At 38.2% G+C, this 19,861-nt stretch carries 18 protein-coding genes and 4 pseudogenes; 9 read left to right on the top strand and 13 right to left on the bottom strand.

The features are described from left to right. Positions 1-134: 134 nt before the first annotated feature. Positions 135-371 (bottom strand): hypothetical protein, encoded by a 237-nt coding sequence (locus tag FD724_RS10045; RefSeq protein ID WP_012408924.1) that lies wholly within the window; start codon positions 369-371, stop codon positions 135-137. A gap of 383 nt (positions 372-754) precedes the next feature. Here FD724_RS10045 and FD724_RS10040 point away from each other — a divergent pair, with 383 nt between their 5' ends. Further along, a complete protein-coding gene (locus FD724_RS10040; protein WP_179072511.1) occupies positions 755-1,765 on the top strand; it encodes a cyanophycin synthetase in 1,011 nt (336 codons plus the stop codon). Between the two features lie 312 nt (positions 1,766-2,077). Here the strand turns inward: FD724_RS10040 and FD724_RS10035 are convergent, their stop codons facing one another. Next, entirely contained in the window at positions 2,078-2,428 is a 351-nt protein-coding gene (locus tag FD724_RS10035; RefSeq protein ID WP_174710700.1) for a hypothetical protein, read from the bottom strand. A gap of 356 nt (positions 2,429-2,784) precedes the next feature. Continuing rightward, positions 2,785-3,309 carry a DNA topology modulation protein gene (locus FD724_RS10030; RefSeq protein WP_179072510.1) on the bottom strand — a complete coding sequence of 175 codons (525 nt, stop codon included), beginning with the start codon at positions 3,307-3,309 and terminating at the stop codon, positions 2,785-2,787. Positions 3,310-3,439: 130 nt separating this feature from the next. Between FD724_RS10030 and gatB the strand changes: the two genes are divergently transcribed. From gatB to FD724_RS10015, 3 genes are all read left to right on the top strand, one after another. Next, positions 3,440-4,915 (top strand): Asp-tRNA(Asn)/Glu-tRNA(Gln) amidotransferase subunit GatB, encoded by a 1,476-nt coding sequence (gene gatB, locus FD724_RS10025; RefSeq protein WP_179072509.1) that lies wholly within the window; start codon positions 3,440-3,442, stop codon positions 4,913-4,915. 671 nt (positions 4,916-5,586) lie between these two features. Continuing rightward, the gene (gene argJ, locus FD724_RS10020; protein WP_179072508.1) at positions 5,587-6,828 is read left to right on the top strand and encodes a bifunctional ornithine acetyltransferase/N-acetylglutamate synthase; all 1,242 of its coding nucleotides are present in this window, start codon (positions 5,587-5,589) and stop codon (positions 6,826-6,828) included. A gap of 74 nt (positions 6,829-6,902) precedes the next feature. Next, the gene (locus FD724_RS10015) at positions 6,903-7,214 is read left to right on the top strand and encodes a hypothetical protein (protein ID WP_256874514.1); all 312 of its coding nucleotides are present in this window, start codon (positions 6,903-6,905) and stop codon (positions 7,212-7,214) included. A gap of 234 nt (positions 7,215-7,448) precedes the next feature. On the opposite strand, the pseudogene FD724_RS10010 reads toward FD724_RS10015, so the two are convergent. The 5 genes and pseudogenes from FD724_RS10010 to FD724_RS09990 form a co-directional block, all read right to left on the bottom strand. After that, positions 7,449-7,817, bottom strand: a pseudogene (locus tag FD724_RS10010) (transposase family protein); the annotation flags it as partial. Positions 7,818-7,952: 135 nt separating this feature from the next. Further along, positions 7,953-8,408, bottom strand: a pseudogene (locus FD724_RS10005) (transposase family protein); the annotation flags it as partial. A 163-nt stretch (positions 8,409-8,571) separates the two neighbouring features. Beyond that, positions 8,572-8,874: a hypothetical protein gene (locus FD724_RS10000; protein WP_179072507.1), complete on the bottom strand. Its 303-nt coding sequence runs from the start codon at positions 8,872-8,874 to the stop codon at positions 8,572-8,574. 48 nt (positions 8,875-8,922) lie between these two features. Continuing rightward, complete coding sequence (locus FD724_RS09995) at positions 8,923-9,420, bottom strand: hypothetical protein (RefSeq protein WP_179072506.1); 498 nt, start codon at positions 9,418-9,420, stop codon at positions 8,923-8,925. Positions 9,421-9,570: 150 nt separating this feature from the next. Further along, the gene (locus FD724_RS09990; RefSeq protein WP_114082691.1) at positions 9,571-9,858 is read right to left on the bottom strand and encodes a Mo-dependent nitrogenase C-terminal domain-containing protein; all 288 of its coding nucleotides are present in this window, start codon (positions 9,856-9,858) and stop codon (positions 9,571-9,573) included. Positions 9,859-10,227: 369 nt separating this feature from the next. On the opposite strand from FD724_RS09990, the gene FD724_RS09985 reads away from it, so the two are divergent. The 5 genes and pseudogenes from FD724_RS09985 to FD724_RS09965 all read left to right on the top strand — a co-directional run bounded on the left by FD724_RS09985 (position 10,228) and on the right by FD724_RS09965 (position 12,962). Further along, complete coding sequence (locus FD724_RS09985; RefSeq protein ID WP_179072505.1) at positions 10,228-10,851, top strand: class I SAM-dependent methyltransferase; 624 nt, start codon at positions 10,228-10,230, stop codon at positions 10,849-10,851. A 216-nt stretch (positions 10,852-11,067) separates the two neighbouring features. After that, a pseudogene (locus tag FD724_RS09980) lies at positions 11,068-11,361 on the top strand (transposase); the annotation flags it as partial. Positions 11,362-11,689: 328 nt separating this feature from the next. Beyond that, complete coding sequence (locus FD724_RS09975) at positions 11,690-12,100, top strand: peptidoglycan-binding protein (protein ID WP_179072504.1); 411 nt, start codon at positions 11,690-11,692, stop codon at positions 12,098-12,100. Positions 12,101-12,394: 294 nt separating this feature from the next. Further along, positions 12,395-12,733: pseudogene (locus FD724_RS09970) on the top strand (hypothetical protein); the annotation flags it as partial. Between the two features lie 52 nt (positions 12,734-12,785). Beyond that, positions 12,786-12,962, top strand: a complete 177-nt coding sequence (locus FD724_RS09965; RefSeq protein WP_218651513.1) for a hypothetical protein — start codon at positions 12,786-12,788, stop codon at positions 12,960-12,962. 182 nt (positions 12,963-13,144) lie between these two features. Here the strand turns inward: FD724_RS09965 and proC are convergent, their stop codons facing one another. The 5 genes from proC to FD724_RS09940 all read right to left on the bottom strand — a co-directional run bounded on the left by proC (position 13,145) and on the right by FD724_RS09940 (position 19,781). After that, positions 13,145-13,966, bottom strand: coding sequence for a pyrroline-5-carboxylate reductase (proC, locus tag FD724_RS09960; protein WP_179072502.1), 822 nt, complete (start codon positions 13,964-13,966; stop codon positions 13,145-13,147). Between the two features lie 39 nt (positions 13,967-14,005). Then, positions 14,006-15,112 carry a zinc-binding dehydrogenase gene (locus FD724_RS09955; protein WP_179072501.1) on the bottom strand — a complete coding sequence of 369 codons (1,107 nt, stop codon included), beginning with the start codon at positions 15,110-15,112 and terminating at the stop codon, positions 14,006-14,008. 48 nt (positions 15,113-15,160) lie between these two features. Then, complete coding sequence (locus tag FD724_RS09950; RefSeq protein ID WP_179072500.1) at positions 15,161-15,958, bottom strand: hypothetical protein; 798 nt, start codon at positions 15,956-15,958, stop codon at positions 15,161-15,163. A 101-nt stretch (positions 15,959-16,059) separates the two neighbouring features. Then, positions 16,060-17,697 (bottom strand): serine hydrolase, encoded by a 1,638-nt coding sequence (locus FD724_RS09945; RefSeq protein WP_256874513.1) that lies wholly within the window; start codon positions 17,695-17,697, stop codon positions 16,060-16,062. A 65-nt stretch (positions 17,698-17,762) separates the two neighbouring features. Continuing rightward, positions 17,763-19,781 (bottom strand): ABC transporter ATP-binding protein/permease, encoded by a 2,019-nt coding sequence (locus FD724_RS09940; protein ID WP_179072499.1) that lies wholly within the window; start codon positions 19,779-19,781, stop codon positions 17,763-17,765. Positions 19,782-19,861: the final 80 nt, after the last annotated feature.

Raw genomic sequence — 19,861 nt, 5'->3', positions numbered from 1 at the left:
TCACCACAAGAATGTAAAAAGATACTAATGAACAGAGTAAGGACAAAGCACCCCCTACGCAAACACAATCTAGAACGAAAATTTCTTTCTCTGTTCCCTATTTTCAAAATAGGTCTATTGCCGAAATTTGTACTTTAAATCACAGATGCTTCGCGTTGGCAATCAAAAACAACCATATATGAAGCATTTGGTATTTCCTGGGGGAGGTGTCGCATATAGCCATCGGCATCAGAACGACTGCGGAAGCGAGCAACAATTTCCCGTTGGGTATTAGGAAGCTGACGAGCGATCGCCCAAGAATTGAGGCGTTCTTTATAAGCAATAGGCTGATTGTCTGATTTAGAAGCTTGGTTAACCGTATTTTCTGGCATAATGATGTTATCCGTATGAAGTTTAATGAAGGGCGTTAATTAGTTTCTAAGTAGGAATGCACTAACGCTTTTTTTTTATGCTGCTGCCACCTTGTTATTCGATTATTAATAAGTTGTCAACACTTAGCGCTAAATTTTAGACCAACTAAGTTGTAATTTTCAGGTAGCTATGAATCTCAAAGCCTTAATTTGCAACTGTTTTCAGCACCAAAAAATCTTCAAGCAGAAGGTTTGCCAAATATTGAGTTTTCATGATTTGTTTGCATACGCAGAAGGAAAACCAGTATCAGTGGTAAACTTAACGCTAATGTCTTAAAAGAGACTATCAAAAACTCATTTAAGAATTAATATTAAGTTCCCCCGATAAAATTATAGTTATCATAATGGAAACACCATTTGTAACATCAATCATTCAAAAAGTAGCAGAGGAAATAGGAGCAGTAGTTTTAGTAGATCCAGAATGCACCTTTGTAGGACTGATTACCTTTAAAAATGGGAATAAAACTTTTTTTAGGAATACCAGATTTAGTATTAATTCTTCGGGTTCAACAGCAATAGCAAAAGATAAAAGTGTTTCCAGCTTTTTTTTGAAAAATTTTGGCTACAAAGTTACCGAAGGAAAAACATTTTTTAGTGAAGAATTATGCGAAGAAATAGATAATATCAGAAATATAGATCAAGGATTCTATTATGCTAAGGAGTTGGGATTTCCTGTAATTGTCAAGCCAATTAATCTTAGTCAAGGAATATTTGTTACCAAGATTTATAATAAGCAAGAATATTATCAAATAGCCAAAAAAATCTTGCAAAAAGTCTCAGGCTTTATTGTAGAACGATTTTATAGTGGCAATGATTATAGAATTGTAGTACTTGATGATGAAGTAGTTTCGGCATATCAAAGAATTCCCCTATTTATAACCGGGGATGGTCAGTCTAATGTTTTAGAACTTATGCAACAGAAGCAGGAAAGTTTTATCAAAAATGGTAGAAAAGAAATTATAGATTTTGAAGATTACAGAATTAAAAAAAACTTGCGAAGACGGAAGCTAAATTTTAGTAGTGTGATACCTAAAAATAATATTGTATATCTTTTAGACAACGCAAATTTATCGACTGGAGGCGAGGCAGTAGACTTTACAGAAAGCATTCATCCTGATTTTCAAAAACTCGCAGTAAGTATTACAAAAGATATGCAACTGAGATTAGCAGGTGTGGACATTCTTGCTAGTGATATAACCTCACCAATAGTAGATTATACAATCCTTGAAGTAAATGGCGCTCCTAGCTTAAGTCACTATGCATCATTTGGTGAAGTTCAGACCAAAAGAGTAGAAAATCTATATCTCAAAATTCTCAAAATAATTGAAAACGAAAATAACAGAGAAAATCATTGATTTTGCTTGGAGGCGCAGCAATCCCTACTCTCATAGGAATCCGCTTTGATTTTTGTTAGCGCAGCGTGGCGTAGCCATACTTACTTGCGTTGACAGGCAAGAGGCAAGAAGGATTTTTGAGTTGTACTGAGCTTTTTCAAAAATAGAATATGAGTCCTATATCTAGCCAGGGCGAACGCACGGGATTTCTGAAACCCTTGCTGGGCAAGGATCTTGATGAAAAAATAGGCTAAATTAAAAAACGCCAAAACCCTTGCTATTAAAGGATTCTTATACTTTAGATGCGTTTGCCCTGTATATCTAGCTATCTATTCACCACTTCTTATCTAGAAGGGATTCAAATTCAGCTTGTAAGGCGGTTATATCTGCCAATCTTGCGACTAGTAAATTATCTTTACCAGCATTACTTAAACGTACTTTCCAATAACTAATACTGTCTGAGTTGTTCAGCCAAAACTGAATCACGGTATCTACCACTTGATCTAGATTCCAACCCCACTTGGCTGGAACGGATTCTACCGATTCTAGAAAGGTATCTAGTGTACACGTATACATCCCCAAGTATTCCACGCCTTGGTGGGGTGGTTTTTGCTCATTTTGCTGTTGGTGATTAAAAAACTGCAAAAGTGGAGATACTCCTACAATATCAAAAGTGTATTTCATGCTAGTACTCCGAGTTATAAATTACTTGCAGGAAGCTTTACTTTTTCTCTATTATAATACTTTTAACCTAACTTAAGCATCTATAAAAAGTAGACTTTTGGTTTATATCATAGGTATTAAAGTTCAGTTGGATATTAGCACTAACAAGCTTTGAGTGCTAAATTTTGAAATTTTAATTTATTATTAAATAGTTTAAAACATTGATTAAAATTTGTATACATTTTTAATTAGATAGGACTCATATTTGATTTTTGAAAAAATTCAGTATAGCTCAAAGAGCCTTCTTTCCTCTTGCCTATTGTCTGTTGCCTGCCCACAAAAATAAATATGGCTACGCCACGCTGCGCGAACAGAAGTCAAATCGGATTGCTATAGTGAGAAAATTTTTGCAAAAACTCTCTAACTTTTTTGGGCTCGTGGAGGATAATGACTTGCTGATTTGGTGTTAGTTGATTAAGTTTTTCTAAAATTATAGGACGGCGAGTAATTGGGTATAACCAGATATATTTGAGAAATTCCCAATTCAATCTTTCAGGACAATCTGATGCCATATCAGGTCTGGATTGTCCAGCATACATGAAGCGACGCTTAATCACCCGCGACAAACATAAAATCCGAGAAAAATCCAAAAATATTACCGTATCTGCAACCGATAAACGAATGTCGAGAGTACCGCCATAGTTACCATCCATAATCCAAGATTCTCGCAAGGTTAGGTCTTGGATAATACTTTGCCATTTAGCTTTTGGAGTCTCAACCCAGCCAGGATTCCAGTACCAAGTATCTAAGTGAATGACTTCTAAGCCTAAGATGGTTCCCAGTTCGCGGGCTAGGGTAGATTTACCAGCACCCCCCGAACCAATAATCAAGATTTTCTTCATCTTAGGTTTACAACTTCCTTTTCAAGCTCATCAGGGTAAGCATTACTCACCCAAAGAACCGTCTTCAGCGCAGCTCAATACGCCGCTACAATAGTACCACTACAAGGATTATGCCGAAATTAGTGATATTATGACGACTGCTACAACTGTAAAAACTGAGTATGAAGCGATTATTGGTCTAGAAACCCATTGTCAGTTGAGTACCAAGACCAAAATTTTCTCTAATAGCTCTACGGCATTTGGTGCTGACCCAAATACTAACATTGACCCGGTTTGTATGGGTTTACCTGGGGTCTTACCTGTACTCAATGAAAAAGTATTAGAATACGCTGTCAAAACTGGTTTGGCACTGAATTGTCAAATTGCTAGATATAGTAAGTTTGACCGGAAACAATATTTTTATCCTGACTTACCTAAGAATTACCAAATTTCTCAATACGATCTACCGATCGCAGAACATGGTTGGTTAGAAATTGAATTGGTAGATGCCGAGGGCAATCCCAGCCGCAAACGCATTGGTATCACGCGTCTGCACATGGAAGAAGATGCAGGAAAATTGGTACACGCCGGTAGCGATCGCCTTTCCGGTTCTTCCTATTCTCTGGTAGACTACAATCGCGCAGGTATACCGTTAGTCGAAATTGTCTCGGAACCTGATTTACGTTCTGGATTAGAAGCTGCTGAATATGCCGAAGAGTTACGCCGGATTGTGCGCTATCTCGGCGTGAGTGATGGCAATATGCAAGAAGGATCTCTGCGTTGCGATGTCAACATCTCTGTGCGTCCTGTGGGACGAGAGGAATTTGGCACCAAGGTAGAAATTAAAAATATGAACTCCTTCAGCGCCATCCAACGAGCGATTGACTACGAAATTGAGCGCCAAATCGCCGCCATCGAAGCAGGCGATCGCATCATCCAAGAGACTCGGCTATGGGAAGAAGGCGCTCAACGTACAAGTAGTATGCGGGTGAAGGAAGGTTCTAGCGATTATCGCTACTTTCCCGAACCAGATTTAGCACCAATTGAGGTGACGGATTCAGAATTAGAGAAGTGGCGCAGCGAATTACCAGAATTACCAGCCCAAAAACGCCATCATTATGAAAGTGAGTTGGGGCTTTCGGCTTATGATGCGCGAGTGTTGACAGAAGATCGTCCAGTAGCGGAATATTTTGAAACTGCGATCGCATCTGGAGCAAATCCCAAAGCTGCTGCAAACTGGATTACTCAAGATATCGCCGCCTACCTTAATAAGCAAAAACTCAGTATTACTCAAATCGGGCTGACTCCTACCAATTTAGCTGAGATTATTACTCGCATTGAAACGGGCAAAATTAGCAATGCTCAAGCTAAAGAAAAGTTACCAGATTTGCTCAGTGGGATTTCTCCTGAAAAAGCTTTTGCAGGTCAAGAGTTAATCACTGATCCTAGTGTACTAGAACCTATCGTTGATGAAGTCATAGCCGCCAATCCCAAAGAACTAGAAAAGTATCGCAACGGTAACACCAACCTTAAAGGCTTCTTTGTTGGACAAGTTCTTAAAAAAACAGCCAAACGTGCCGATCCTAAGCTGACTAACGAATTGGTAGAAAAGAAACTGAATGCTTAGGGACTTCCAGTAAAAAAACATCTCATCCCTGGGTTTGGGTAGAGGAGTGTGGGGAGTGTGGGGAGTGTGGGGGGTAAGACTTCTTCCCCATCCTCCCACGCCTCCCACACCTCCCACACCTCCCACACTCCTGGATTTCTCACTTGTGAGAAATCCAAGGTAAGTATTTTCTCGGTGTTTCTTCATAAAATCTTCATATAAAAGCTGGTGACTACCCGCATACCTAAAATGATATAGTGTGGTAAGTAGATGCACCCTGATGATCTGGAGAGCTGCCTAAGTAGCTCTCTTTTTTATCTAGTCTGTGGTATTTACGGAGCAGCTTCATTAAAATTTTAGAAGAAATCTTAATCAATAAGTATTAACTCTTAGATAATCAAATATGTACTGTGAGTAAAAGATGCACCGTAATGATTTGGAGAGCGACCGAAGTTGCTCTCTTTTTTCGTATTTGTCTTTCGTCATAAGAAAGGTAAAACAATTATGCTAATCGCCAACTAGTGCATTATTATTGCCATCAGCAAATAAACTCATAATAGTCATTGGAAATTGGGGAGCAAGGGAACTGGGGGGAAACTCATAACTCTTGTAAAGACGTGATTAATCGCGTCTCTTCGCACTTTTTTAAAGCACAAATTGACCTATCCAACCTGATAGTTATAAGGAAGAAAATGGCAGATTGGCAAAAAATCACAGGTGGCATCACAGCACCAAGGGGGTATCAGGCGGCGGGAATAACCGCAGGATTGAAACCTTCGGGGTTGCCAGATTTAGCTTTGATATTCTCAGAGGTGGAAGCGATCGCAGCTGGTGTATTCACCACCAGTCAAGTTAAAGCTGCCTGTGTCGAATATTGTCGCCAACGCTTGCAAGCCAAACCTAGCGCTCGTGCCATCCTTTGCAACGCTGGACAAGCAAATGCCGCTACAGGTAATCAAGGCTACCTTGATACCCTAGAGTCTTCTCTGGCAATAGCCCAAGCACTAAACATCTCGTCTGAATCTGTCTTATTGGCTTCCACTGGTGTGATCGGTCAAAGAATTAAGATGGATGCTTTGCGAAGTGGAATTCCCAAAGTAGTAGCAGCACTATCCGCAACAGGTTCAGATGCCGCAGCTGGGGCGATTATCACTACAGACTTGGTAACAAAATCTATTGCCCTAGAGACAACTGTAGGCGATCGCCCGGTACGAATTGGCGGTATTGCTAAAGGTTCCGGCATGATTCACCCCAACATGGCAACTATGTTGGCATTTGTTACTTGTGATGCTGTGGTTTCGCCAGCTCTTTGGCAACAAATGTTAGCAAGGGCGGCTGATAGAAGCTTTAATTCCATTACCGTGGATGGCGATACCAGCACCAACGACAGCTTAATCGCCTTGGCAAATGGTCAATCTCGCACCCCAGCAATTATAGAATGGGGCGCAGAAGCAGAGAAATTAGAGGCGATGTTAACAGCAGTTTGCCAGCATTTAGCCAAAGCGATCGCTCGTGATGGTGAAGGCGCAACTTGTCTAATTGAAGTGGAAGTAACTGGCGCTCATGATGAACTATCAGCCCGTCAAATTGCCAAAACCATCGCTGGTTCATCCTTAGTTAAATCTGCAATCTTTGGACGCGATCCAAATTGGGGACGCATCGCCGCCGCCGCCGGACGTGCAGGTATACCCTTTGAGCAAGAAAATCTGCAAATTAAGCTAGGAAATTTCTTAATGTTAGAAAATGGACAACCTCTACAATTTGACCGTGCAGCAGCAAGTGCTTATTTGAAAAAAGCATCGGTTGGTGCTTATCTGCAACAGGATACGGTGTTAATCTCCGTTAATGTTGGCAATGGTTATGGTGTGGGTAAAGCCTGGGGTTGTGATTTGAGTTATGACTACGTGAAGATTAACGCCGAATACACTACGTAAACTACTCCCAATTGTTTGCGTTGTAGAGACGCGATTCATCGCGTCTTGAGTCAAGGATGTTTTGCAATCATTAATTGAATTGGTATCAGAATAGTCTGACAGTTTCTCATGCTGTGGCTGGACGGGGAAAAATGCCTAAGAAGCATATAGAACTTAGAAGGAAGAGGTACTTCAAGCTCAGTTCACAAATCGCTCAGTTGGATAATAGACAATTGCGTTCTCTGTTTGACAATAGTGAGTCAAATGAGTCGAGTACGGGTTGGGGAACGAATCACACCATCGTCCTTGGTGAATCCAAAGTTTTTGTGAAACGTGTTCCGGTTACAAATATCGAATTTGATAACCTGTTCTCCACCAGAAACCTTTATAACCTACCGACTTACTAGAACTCTTGCATAAATATTTTGTGGTATAATTAAGGGTTATTTTTATTTTCAATTTAGGGACATTAAAATAGTAAGAGATTATGATTTTCTTCTAACAAGTATTATCTGGCGATAAGCCTACGGCATGGCTTCGCTTACCGCTAGTCAAGAAGATGGCAGTAAACATCACTTCAGTTATTGATTAATACTGAAGTTATTGGATTAATTCGATTTTTTATCCAATTTATATCCGATTTATATGGCTAATTCGTGATTATAAATTCCCGCAATTAAATTCGATCTTAACCCAAAACGTCGATGACGATTTCGATATCTATCAGACAAAATTTTAAATATCTTTAAACGACGATTTACGTGTTCAACAACAATTCTTAATCGATTGAGTTCCCGATTGTATTTTTTCTGTTCTTTCGTCAACTTTTTTCCTTTCGGTTTTTTAATTGGTGTTTCACTTAATTGATGAATTTTAGCAATTCCTTAATAGCCTTTATCCGCTATTACCTTAACTAATTCTCCAAATTTTATTCCACTATTTTTAAATAAGCGAAAATCATGGATTTTTTCCTTATCATGCCCCAAACAGATGATTTGGCTGCTTTTTTGGTAGATTACTACCCAATACTTGTCGGTTAAGGGGAAAAGGGGAAGGGGAAAGGGGCAAGAAAAAACCTTTAACCTTTACCCTTTAACCTTTTCCCCAAACCCAATGCCGAGTTAAAAATGCTTAACCGAGCAGTATTGGATTACTACCTGCGTTTTTAAAGTATGTTCTCCCTGTTTTCCGCTAAAAAATCCTTTTTGACCTTTCTGAGGTTTTTCAATTGGACTCTCGGTAACATCCATTACGACTAAACCTTCCTCAGATGATATTTTCCATAATTGTTTTTTCCCTGGTAGACTAAACTTTCTGGACTTAATTCAAATATTTTCGATTTTAAAAACTATTCGGCAAACCGCAGATTCTGAAAGCTCAAAATCTAATCCAATATGATAGTAAGTGCGGTACTCTCTCCAATATTGGATGACCATTAAAACTTGGTCTTCAATAATTAATTTAGGACGGCGACCAGGCTTCTTCTTCTTTTGAGCATCAGCTTTAACTACATCAACCATTAATTCAAAGGTTTTACGGCTCACTCCAGTCATTCGCTTAAATTTTTTTGCAGTAAGCTGCTTGGCTTTCTCTATTTTCACTGCTCCTCAAAGTCCTAATCACAAATTGCCAAACCCCTAATTATACCACAAAACACTTTTGCAAGAGTTCTAATACTTTCAGTCATTAAAAAACCACCTAAGCAGATTTTTTGGCTTAGGTGGTTTTTTAATGCCAGAGGTGGCGCATGAATTAAACCTATTCTTATTCTATATCTTTTTTAGCTAATTCTATAAAATCATCGTTACTTATGCCTAAAATGTTAGGCAATTTTAAAAATGTTGCTAAAGTTAATTTGGGGTGATCCTCAAACAGAATTTCTAATAAATCAGTGCAACTAATTTTATCTTCACCAACTAAAGATTTATAGCCATATTTATCTATATGCTTTTTAATTAAAGATTTTAAATTATAATCTGGTTTTTGTTCTAACTTTGGTTTTATATCAGATTTTATATCGGGTTTTGGTTCAGATGCGATCGCACCTACGGGACAGGGCAAACGCATCTAAAGTATAAGAATCCTTTAATAGCAAGGGTTTTGGCGTTTTTTAATTTAGCCTATTTTTTCATCAAGATCCTTGCCCAGCAAGGGTTTCAGAAATCCCGTGCGTTCGCCCTGACCTACGGGATAAGTACGAAATTCATTCTCACGTTCTTTCAAGACTTTGTTACCAATTGATAACAAGTCATCAAAACTATATTTTTTAGTAAACAAACTAACGATTTTTAAACTATCTTCACGTACTTCCTTGGCATAATGATCTCTAGCTGGATTACCTGTGTGAATCAAACGATCCAGTAAACTTCGATTTATAGCAGGAAAGCCAAAAAATTCTTTAATTAATTCAATAAAGTCATCTAGAGATAAACCCTTTTTAGCACCTACATTATTCTTTTTGAAGATAATTTTTGTCCACTTTTCTCTAAGTGCTTCGTTTTCTTTAGGTGTAATTTTAGACTCTGGCAATACTTCTGTAGGTAGATCAGGATTTTTATAAATCTCTCTAATTGCTTCCCCAAATTCTGTTAGGGGGATCTGAGATTGTGCCATAAATGATGCTTGGAACGCCTATAGAGCAAAGATATCATAAATCAACCTTTATCCATATATGCGTTTATCCTGAGATAAACCTGAGTAAGTAACAACAGTATATTTGAAAATACCGATGGCTGCTTAATCAAAGAACAATCAAACTGACTATTAGCAATAGCTTGTGACATCTTCACCACATTTATCGGCAAGATAACAGAGTGCTTTAAAACGCAAACCAACCACTTCCTCGTATAGTGGATTTAATTTACACATCGGAGGAATATGAAATAGCTTCCGACCAAACAGTGTGATATCTTGCTCAAAGGGACACTGAGCAGGAATAGCTTTGCACAAGAAATGAGCCAATTTAGAGTTATGAATTTCTATCTTTTCCAACCACTCGCGTACTGGGTGTAGTAAATCATTGTGTGACCGTACTTGAATAAAGCTTGTCATAATTTTTCACCTTAATAATTTCAAACTAGATTGAGTTTGTTCTATTTGAACCTATATAAATACATACACTTAGGTTCTATAGTTTTATGCACTGATTCCTAGTTCGTTCTCTACAAAGATAGAATGAATCTCTAGGTACACTGTAAACTACACATTCAAGGGTCAAAATTCCTGATGATTTCTACAATTTCCAAAAACTTTTGCAACAAATGAATCGGCTAAAGCTCTATCTCACTGCGTCGATAACCGCTATATTGTGCCAAACGCTAGGCTAGATATTACCGAACTGCAAAATATAACAAAATTCTGGGAGGCGCAGCTAAACTTACCCTAAAAAAGCATCAAGCTTTAAGAAAGCTGCGAAAACTTATGACTGATAACTTCTTCAGTAACAAAAAGCTACTTTTTGACCGATGGGCACCAAGTTATGATTGGCTCTTTCCTTCAGTGTTTTATCGAGCCATTCACAAACGCTTGCTGGAGTATGTCGATTTACCAAAGCCAGCAAATGTACTTGATATCGGTTGTGGTACTGGCCGCTTACTTGAGCGCCTTGCTACTCAGTTTCCTGACCTGCGGGGTACTGGATTGGATTTCTCTGCTAATATGTTGCGGTTAGCAAGACAGAGCAACCACCACCGTCCACGTTTAATTTATATTGAGGGTAAAGCTGAGTCTCTTCCCTTTGCTGATGGTCAATTTAATGCTGTCTTCAGCACTATCAGCTTCTTGCACTATTTAGAACCGAAACAGGTAGTTAGTGAGATAGCACGGGTACTTTCTCCCGGTGGACGTTTCTACTTAGTTGACATTAACATTACTTCTAAAAAAGACGCAGAACCTCAATTATTGCCACTTACTCCCCGTGGAATTAGACTCTACAGCCCTAATCAACGTCAACTTCTTGGCTCTTCTGCTGGGCTATTGTGTTTGAATCACCACTATTTATTAGGGCCAGTCTTACTAACAATTTTTGCTAAACCTCCGATTTGAAAATAGAAAATTGGAAACAGTAAAAGATTGTAAACAGCTTGTATCAGTCATTATTCTCTATATCTTAATTACGAATTACGTTAGCGTGGCGGGCGTTCGCTTTTAGCATCTTCAAGAGTTGCCCATTACGAATTACGAATTACGAATTAGTATGACCTCGATATTCCATAAACACCACAGGAACTTTGAGCAGCTTTTTAGCTAATTGCGACAAATTTAGGGAGTGTCGGAAAAGTCGATAATGGAATAGTTTCAGTGAATGCTTATGGACTTTACTCTAATATAACTTTTCCTTTAAGTGTAAAAATATTCAAACCAAAAGGGACGCTAAAAGAAGGAGATAAATATCAAACTAAAATAGAATTAGCATCAGAAATTATTACAGAGCTAATTGAATCAGGCTTTAATATTGAATTAGTACTAGCGGATAGTTTATATGGTGAAAGTAGCCAATTTATTAGAAACCTAGCTGAATATAAACTAGATTATGTTGTAGCGATAAGAAGTAATCTCTGATAAGCAAGGTTATTTAATAAAAGACTCTGACGGACATACAATTTTACTTATTGCAGAAAGATATTAGGGAAATTTTCATAAATCAAGAGCGCAATTTAGTGCGACATAAATTTTAATACATTTAGTCATGCTTTTGTCACAGTTTTGCAATAACTTTGTCAATACAACGTGTGATGCTATAGCTCTGGCTTCGGAAATAGTCTCAGACTAAACCCACACACCAGAATCTACAGAGGAAAATCTACTTAAGGCACAGTCCCTTATCAAGATGACTCTTCAAATAGAAATTACAAAATCTCATACAGTTGGAAGGAACAAGAAGATGAATTGGAAGGTAATTGCTTTGCTCCCTGCTTTGACTCTAGCTACTGCTGTGCCTGCTTACTCTTTAACTAATAATAGAAGCCAAACTTCAGCTCCTGCTACCCACATTGCCCAAAGTACTCAGCAAGGCAACACCATGAAAAAACCTAATGCTGTACCAAAGGTTAATGCCAAGCACAAGTCCAATAATGTGGCAAAGCGTAGTACTGGTACTGTATTAACAGTAGGTAGCAGGGGAGATACAGTGAAAACTGTTCAGAATTCTTTAAAGCAACAAGGATTCTATACAGCAAGTGTGAATGGTGTGTTTGATAACAAGACTCGGGCCGCTGTGATCAAATTTCAGAAGTCTAAAGGATTAAGAGCAGACGGAATAATTGGACACCGGACTTTAGCAGCTCTGAAATAAAACAGTTTACTAATATCCCATCGGTGAGAGGTTAAGATAAAGCCTCTTTTGTCAATCAGTTAAAATACTCAAAATAGTCTGATTGAAAATGATAATCGTGCTTAGGTAGGGGAAGAAGGCAAGCGGCGCTTGCCTTCTTCCCCTTATTTGATTATCATTATCTTTGAAATTTTTGACAACTTAAATAGGGGATGAAAAAGTATTGTAACGAGAAAATAACTTTGTCAAAAGTGTGTTTAATTCTTAGGTAAATTCAATTATCAAACGAGGTAATGAAAAGTTTGATTTACTGTCATGCCCAAGCAACCAAAACAAAACTCTGATCACGCACAACGGCATAATACTCCCACGATAGATAATGAAGCGATCGCTAATCATTTAGAAGCTTTATTAACCCCAGCAGTTTTTGCTCAACAAAAATATTATAAGCAGTTGGGATTACGAAATATAATTCTAAATTTGTCGTTAATGGTGGCAGCAGTATTAACACTGTTGTGGCAACAAGTTCCTGGCGTTCAAGAGTTAAATCGTCTATTAGCACGAGAAGGTTTGTTATGGTGTGGAGTTACTAAAGTTGCTCAACAGTCTCTATCAGAAAGATTTTTAGTTTTCCCTTCTGAATTATTTGAGCGCTCAATTTTTCAAAACTTCAATATCCCTTATTTCTATTTTTTCTCTGCCTAGAGTGACAAAAGAGGGTTATTCTCAAAAACGTCTCCGAATTTATCGCACTTTGCTAAAAGTTATTGCTCACAAGGCTGTTCCCGATCGCCCAGGTAGAAGCGAACCACGAGTCCGCAAACGTCGCCCAAAAATTTATCCCTTGATGACTAAACCCCGGCGTGAATTACGAAAGCAATAAAAAACTGCATAATCACAAGTGTTTCAGCTTTTCTTAGTGCCATTCGTCCTTTGAGCTGAGTAATAACAAATCTTTTATCAAATTTAGTTATTTTTAGCGCGGGATAATCAGTAATAAGTACCGACTGAGGAACCTCTCCTCAGCACTTGCAACTCGGAACTATCTTTGCAGTCGAGCATATTTCAACTGATATTACCTAATTGTTGAGTGCGACTCAAAGCAGCAAGCACTGCATTAGAGATGAGAGTTCGCATACCACCTTTTTCTAACTCGTAAAGGCCAACAGCAGTCACTCCCCCAGGACTCGTTACCTTGTTTCGTAAGACTGCTGGATGTTCATCAGTCTGAAACATCAGTTCTACACTGCCAGCAATTGTATGCAATGTTAGTTCTTGGGCTTGTGTCCGAGTTAAACCCATCTGAACCCCAGCATCAATCATCGCCTCTATGTACAGAAATATAAATCCAGTCCCTGCGCTACTCAACGCCGTTGCCATATCAAGGTAATGTTCATTTTGGGTAACAAATTCTTTGCCCAACGCTTGTAAAATGACTTGAGTATGCGATCGCTGTATTTCTGTCACACTTGATGATGCACTCCAAACCGTAGTCCCATGCCCAACTTGTACTGCAATATTGGGCATTGTACGAACAACAGCTGGATGATTCAACCCTTCGCACAGAGATGGAATACTCGCTCCACTCACAATACTAATTACTAAAGCATCAGGTGGAATTTTACCCTTAAGTATAGCCAGAACCTCTGCTAAAACCTGCGGTTTCACCGCCAATATCACAATAGACGCGCCAACAACCGCTTCTATATTGGAGGTTGTAGTACGTACTCCATATTCACTTTCTAAATGAAGGCATCGCGCAGAAACTGGATCGCTGACTATAATTATATCGGCTTTGGGAACAATTTTCGTTGATAACAATCTAGCCATTATCATTTCGCCCATCGTGCCACCGCCGATAAAGGCAATTTGTAAATCTTCGAGCATCTCTTCTCTCTCTTATCTAAGTCATTTGATATATTGGCATCAAGATAGATTAGGTTGAATCACAGCTTTTAATACAGAGCCTTGCTCTACATCTGCCAGCGCTTGATTAATTTCTTGTAGTGTATATGAACGACTAATTATGCTTGACCAAGCAATATTTTTCCTGGAATCACTATGACGTTTTAGTAATTCAATCATTCTGTAAAAATGGCTAAAATCAATTCCCCAAGTTCCGCGAATATCAATATGTTTTAGATTAATTTCCAGGTGGGGATTGATGAGTATTTCACCCGTATTTGTGTAATGCCCGACAATAACATAGCGGCCTCCATTCCTGGTCATATTTAAGCCCTCTTTGACAGCAATAGGAATGCCTGTGGCTTCAATAGTGACATCAGCACCGTGTCCGTTTGTCAATTCCAAAACTCGCTCAATATGTTGTCGTGGATCATCAGCCCTAATTGCAAGGGTTTCATCGACACCAAAGGATTTGGCAACTACTAATCGGCTCTCAAATTTATCAATTACAATTACTTTGCCTGCACCTGAGAGCAAAGCTAGAATTGCCGCACTCAAACCCACAGGCCCGCAACCCTGCACCACGACGACATCACCAATTTGAATCTGCGCTCGATCAATAGCGTGTAATGCAGTTGGTAAAGCACACCCTCCAGCAATGAATTGCTTTGGTGAGACTTCTTCGGGTAAAGTGAGAACTTTAACTCCTGGTTTGAGGTAAATTAATTGAGACCAACCACCTAGTAACCCATCTTTGGCTGAGTAGGTGACACCATAAACTTTGCGTTGTGGACAGCGAGTGGATGCTTTGGCTACTAGACAATACCAGCAGTTGTAACAGGTTTCGTGGACATCCAGAAAAGTTGCGATCGCTCCAGGCTGAATTAATTTACCATTGACATCACTAACTGCTCCACCTGTTTCCACCACACGACCAACTGAGAAGTGTCCAGGGATGATGGGATATGGTACTCCCTCTAAACGCCCATGTAGTAAATGTACATCAGTTCCACAAACCTCAGAATATAAGGTTTCAAGAATGATTCCACCCTTTTCCAGAATCGGCTCTGCTAATTGTTGGATTTCAACTGGTTGATTAGGTGCAGTCATCACAGCTGCTAAGGGCATGAATCAGTTCCTCACTATGTTTACCAAATTGCTTCCTACTTATCAGCTTCAAGACCACAAAATGATTTCACCGTTAGGAAGTAATCCGATCGCAGAGGTGAAAGTCACACGTTGTCCATCCATCGGCTCAACAGTGTGATAGTTGCGTGTATTGAAAATGAACACATCTCCTACATAAGGTTGGAAGGCGATCGCGTCTGCATCTGCAATTACTGTATCACCATAGCCGTAGGAGTCGAGTTTATATTGGTCATCTCCTGGTTTCCACTGGCGATCATAGATGCGTGTTTGACCATGATTGTTTGGAGAAAATTTCAAGTACAAATTCCAAGAAAGTTGATAAATAACTGTACCAATTTCCCATTTTGATTGTTCTAACGGAGCATAATCAATATGAAGTTGAGTACCCTGCTCTATTTTTCTGATCAGTCCTGCATAATAACTACCATAGAGTGGTTCCGAAGCAATTCGTACAGTCGCGCCTGTACAATCTCGAATTTTCACCATTAAGCGTTCTAATGGATTAAAAGAGGCTGCCATAATGCAGTCTCTTAATTTAGTTGTGCGTTCTACTGCTTGAAAATAAGCTGCTTTACTAATGCGATTATATTCAAACACTGTGATACCAATTCTCTCAATCTTGGGATTCACATTTTGATAGCAATCAAAGTTGAATAATTCAGCTTGATTGACTAACATCTCACACTCTTGGGGTGTAGCAAATTCTTTTAGCCGAATTAAAGGAATTCGGTTTTCCCACAACATTCTTAAAGACTCTATAGTTAAGGGATACTCTTGCTTATTGTCCCAAACTTTGGATTTAATCTGGTTAGAAGTAGCAGCCATAATACAACTCCTTGCATTTAAATTTAAACTTCAGCTTTAGTCAAACTCAATTCATATTCAGCAACGCTATGTTTGCTTGTGATGAGTGCAAACTTGATTATTTACTGTTTACTAAAATACAGTCTTCGTACCCTGTCACAACAACGATATAAACCGATAACTTGACCTTCTCGATCTCGCACCAATTCAAACTTATCTACATATGTAAAATATCTAAGAAAAGCATTTTTTCCAGCAACTATGAGATGAGATGGTGGATAGCCTTTGCTCTTATAATATAATTTATTATCTAGTAGATTTATTTTAAAGTCACACTCTAATTCAGCAGAATAATAAGTACCAGGATAATCGGCTAATATATCTTTTGGAGAATCTAGTATTTTTTCAAAGGTGTAGGTTTTAATACCATCACCAATATCTAATTTTTCTATCAGGCGAATAATATCTTCAGAAAACTCAATACTATAGTCAATTTCATTATCGACAGATTGAAAATGATTGTTGTCAATTGGAATAAGTTGAAAATACATCGATGCTAGTTTAGCCATTAATTTTTCATCTTTTATCTCCAATTCCAATATGCTTCCAGTCGTGGGGTTATGATAAAATCCAACTTTGATTTGTAGCTCCTCTACAGGTAAATTAATATAGCTAATAGAACGCGAAATAGGTTTAGTAATATTTTCAATATAATCATTTTCTAAATATATATCAGCAACTTGAAAAGCTAATTTAGTCGGGTTAAGCGTACTTAAATTAGCCAGACAGATAACAGAAAACTGGCGTTCGGGAAATCGAATAAAATCACTCCGATAACCCGTCCAAGAGCCTCCATGACTAATTGTTTTTAAGCCGCCGCGATCGCCAATCTGCAACCCAAATGCACCTGATATAATTTCGCCATTATTGAGTTGGCGTGGAGTAGTTATCTCTTCAATTAAATCTTGTCCATATCCACCTAAGATATTGTGATAGAAATTTCGATCCCAAAGTAGTAAATCTTCGATAGTTGTATAAAGCTGTCCATCTCCACAGAAATCGTGAAAAGACATATCGATCTGAAAACCCCCTCCATCTTTTGGAGCGTATCCATCGGCTCTATTTTTCACGATTTCTCTAAAGTTATCGTGAAAATGGGTATTTTTCATTCCTAGCGGGGCAAAAATATGTTCTTGGGCAAATACACGTAAAGATTTGCCAGAGACGCGTCTCACAATTTCTGCTAGTATAATGTAGCCAGAATTACAGTATAATTGCTCAGTTCCAGGCTCGAAATTTAAGCTTTGTTGTCGAGCAATTAAGGCAATAATTTCTTCGTTTGAATACTTATTTTCAAACCTCATTCCAGCAAATAACATTAAATGTAAATAGTCACGCAAACCACTGGTGTGGTCGATTAAATAGCGGATAGTAATAGAGTGACTATATTGAGGAATTTCTGGAATATATTTTTGTAACTCATCATCTAAGTTAAGCAATTTTTGTCTGGCTAGTAAGACGATACACATTGCTGTAAATTGCTTGGAGTTGGAAGCGATATCAAATACAGAATTAGAGGTTATGGGAATGTTGTATTCCAAGTTAGCCATACCATAACCGCGTTGGTAAATTATCTCCTCATTCTGAATAACAGCAATAGCACAGCCAGGGGAATTAGGTTTATTCCACCGGATGAATAATTCATCGACTTTGGTAATTAGCAACATGATTTCTTTCTGATTGATATATTTCCATCTCACAATATCTTCTACATCACACCGCTACTTTTACCTTTTATAGGAAAAAACTAAATTACCTTCAGCCACTAAAGTCTCACCCATTTCAATATTTTTGGATCTTTATCATATCCATATGTAACGCCATCCCTAGTAGTGATAAACTCCCCTTTGCTTGCCTTACTTCTAATAGTGGAAACAGAATAGTAGGTTAATTCATTCATTTCCTTATGACTGAGCTTTTTAGTTGTGCTGCTCTCTGAATCATTTAGGGACTTATCTTGAGATGAATCATCTATTTTTATTTGGACATTTGCGGTGGATTTAGTAATACTTACTTTTTGACTTTTCTGCTCCCGGTAATCTTGTACTCTCATAAGTTGCCAACTGGAATCTTCTGTAAGTTCCAGAACCCATTGATGATAATCAAATAGACTTTCTCGATGCCCAACACTAATAAACGTTGTTTTCGTATCTTGTAACTGTTGGTATAAACCTCCTTCATTTTTTAAATCCAAGGCACTTGTTGCTTCATCTAATATCGTGAACCTTGGATGGGTAACTAATAATCGTGCGAAAGCCAGACGTTGTTGTTCTCCTAGCGATAGTATGTTCTCCCAAGGAACTTCTGTATCGAAGCTATCGACTCGACTTAGCAAGTTTTGTAGGTTGACTTGTTGCAAAACTTTTGTAAGTTCTGCGTCAGTCATCTGACTATTTGTAGTAGGATAAAGCAACTGTTCGCGCAAGGTTCCTAAAATTATGTAAGGACGTTGGGGTAAAAATAAAACTTCTTCTAATGGAGGTCGCACCAAACGGCCAGTCCCCGCATTCCACAAACCAGCGATCGCTCTCAATAGAGAACTTTTACCTCGGCCACTCGGCCCAACAATCAATAAACCTTCTCCTGCTTTGACAGACAGTGATAAATCTTCAACAATTACCTGTTCATAATCGGGCGTTTGTAAAGTGACATTCTCAAAAGCGATCTGATTTTCTTCTATTGTTTTAATGGTAGTTATATGCTCTGGTTCTTTGGTAACAGCTTCTAACGCATCTGAAAATTCGGATAACCGTTCAACATAGCTAGAAAATCTTCCAGAATTCCCAAATTCATTGATTAACTCACCCAAAGCATTAGCGAAAAAATAGCAACATACAGACGCTTGGATAATTTCTCCAAACTCCATTTCACCTCTAATCTGTAAAGGCCCAAATACTATATATGGAAATATTTGAATTACAGATTGATAACCTCTATTAAAAATCTCATTGTTCTTCTCCCAATCAATTTTGCGTTTAGCATTTTTTATCAAATTGCTAAATCGGCGGTTAATAATATTTAATTCTTGGTTCTCTCCTCTAAAGAAAGCTACTGATTCAGCATGAGTGCGGAAATGAGTCAGGCAATAGGTGTACTCAGCTTTCGCTTCGAGTTCTTGTCGATTAATTTTATTTAATTCTTGGGTCAAGTAGACAGCAATAAAATTGCCTATAACCGTATAACTAACTAAAATCAGTGCAACAGACTGAGAGATTGACCAAAGAACTAATAAAAAAGCTGTCATCTCCAGGATTTTTTCTAGGAGAGTAGCTGAAAAACTTAAAGCATTACTTGCAATGGGTTCGATTTCTTGAGATAAGCGTTGATCTGGATTATCAATATTAGATGTAAAGTTAATTTTATAATAAGCTCGACTGTTTAAATATTTTGATAAAATCTGATTATTCAGCCATTGATACCAATCTAAAGCAATTTTTTTTCTCACTAGTCTGGAGAACCCGGCTAAGAGAGTTCCCAATGCTAGAGCTGAACCATAAAGCAGTAAAGCATCATAAAATTTAGAGATTTCCTTCTCTTGAATGATGATATCTGCCAAATAGCGATTAATAAAGCTATTAAAAACATTTGCACCAACAAGGACAATTATTAATAATATTAGGAGAATAAGCATTCCCCATGAGCGAATCACTTCTGAGAATGCTCTATCTCCTGGCTCGTTTGGATACCAGTAAGGTTGTGCGACTGCTTTTACGTCTTTCCAAAATTGAATGAAACCTAAAAAAGCATTTGTTGAAGGTTGAGCTTGAACAACTTGGGTTGGCATATTGTGAGACTAAACTAAGACTTTAGCTAATAATTAAAATAGTTATATGGAAGTTATCTTAAGGCTCAATTCCTTACTAA

This window comes from Nostoc sp. C057, from assembly GCF_013393925.1.
Taxonomy (GTDB): Bacteria; Cyanobacteriota; Cyanobacteriia; order Cyanobacteriales; family Nostocaceae; genus Nostoc; species Nostoc muscorum_A.
Note: the sequence above shows the minus strand (reverse complement) of the source record. Positions and strands in the feature narration are given on the sequence as shown.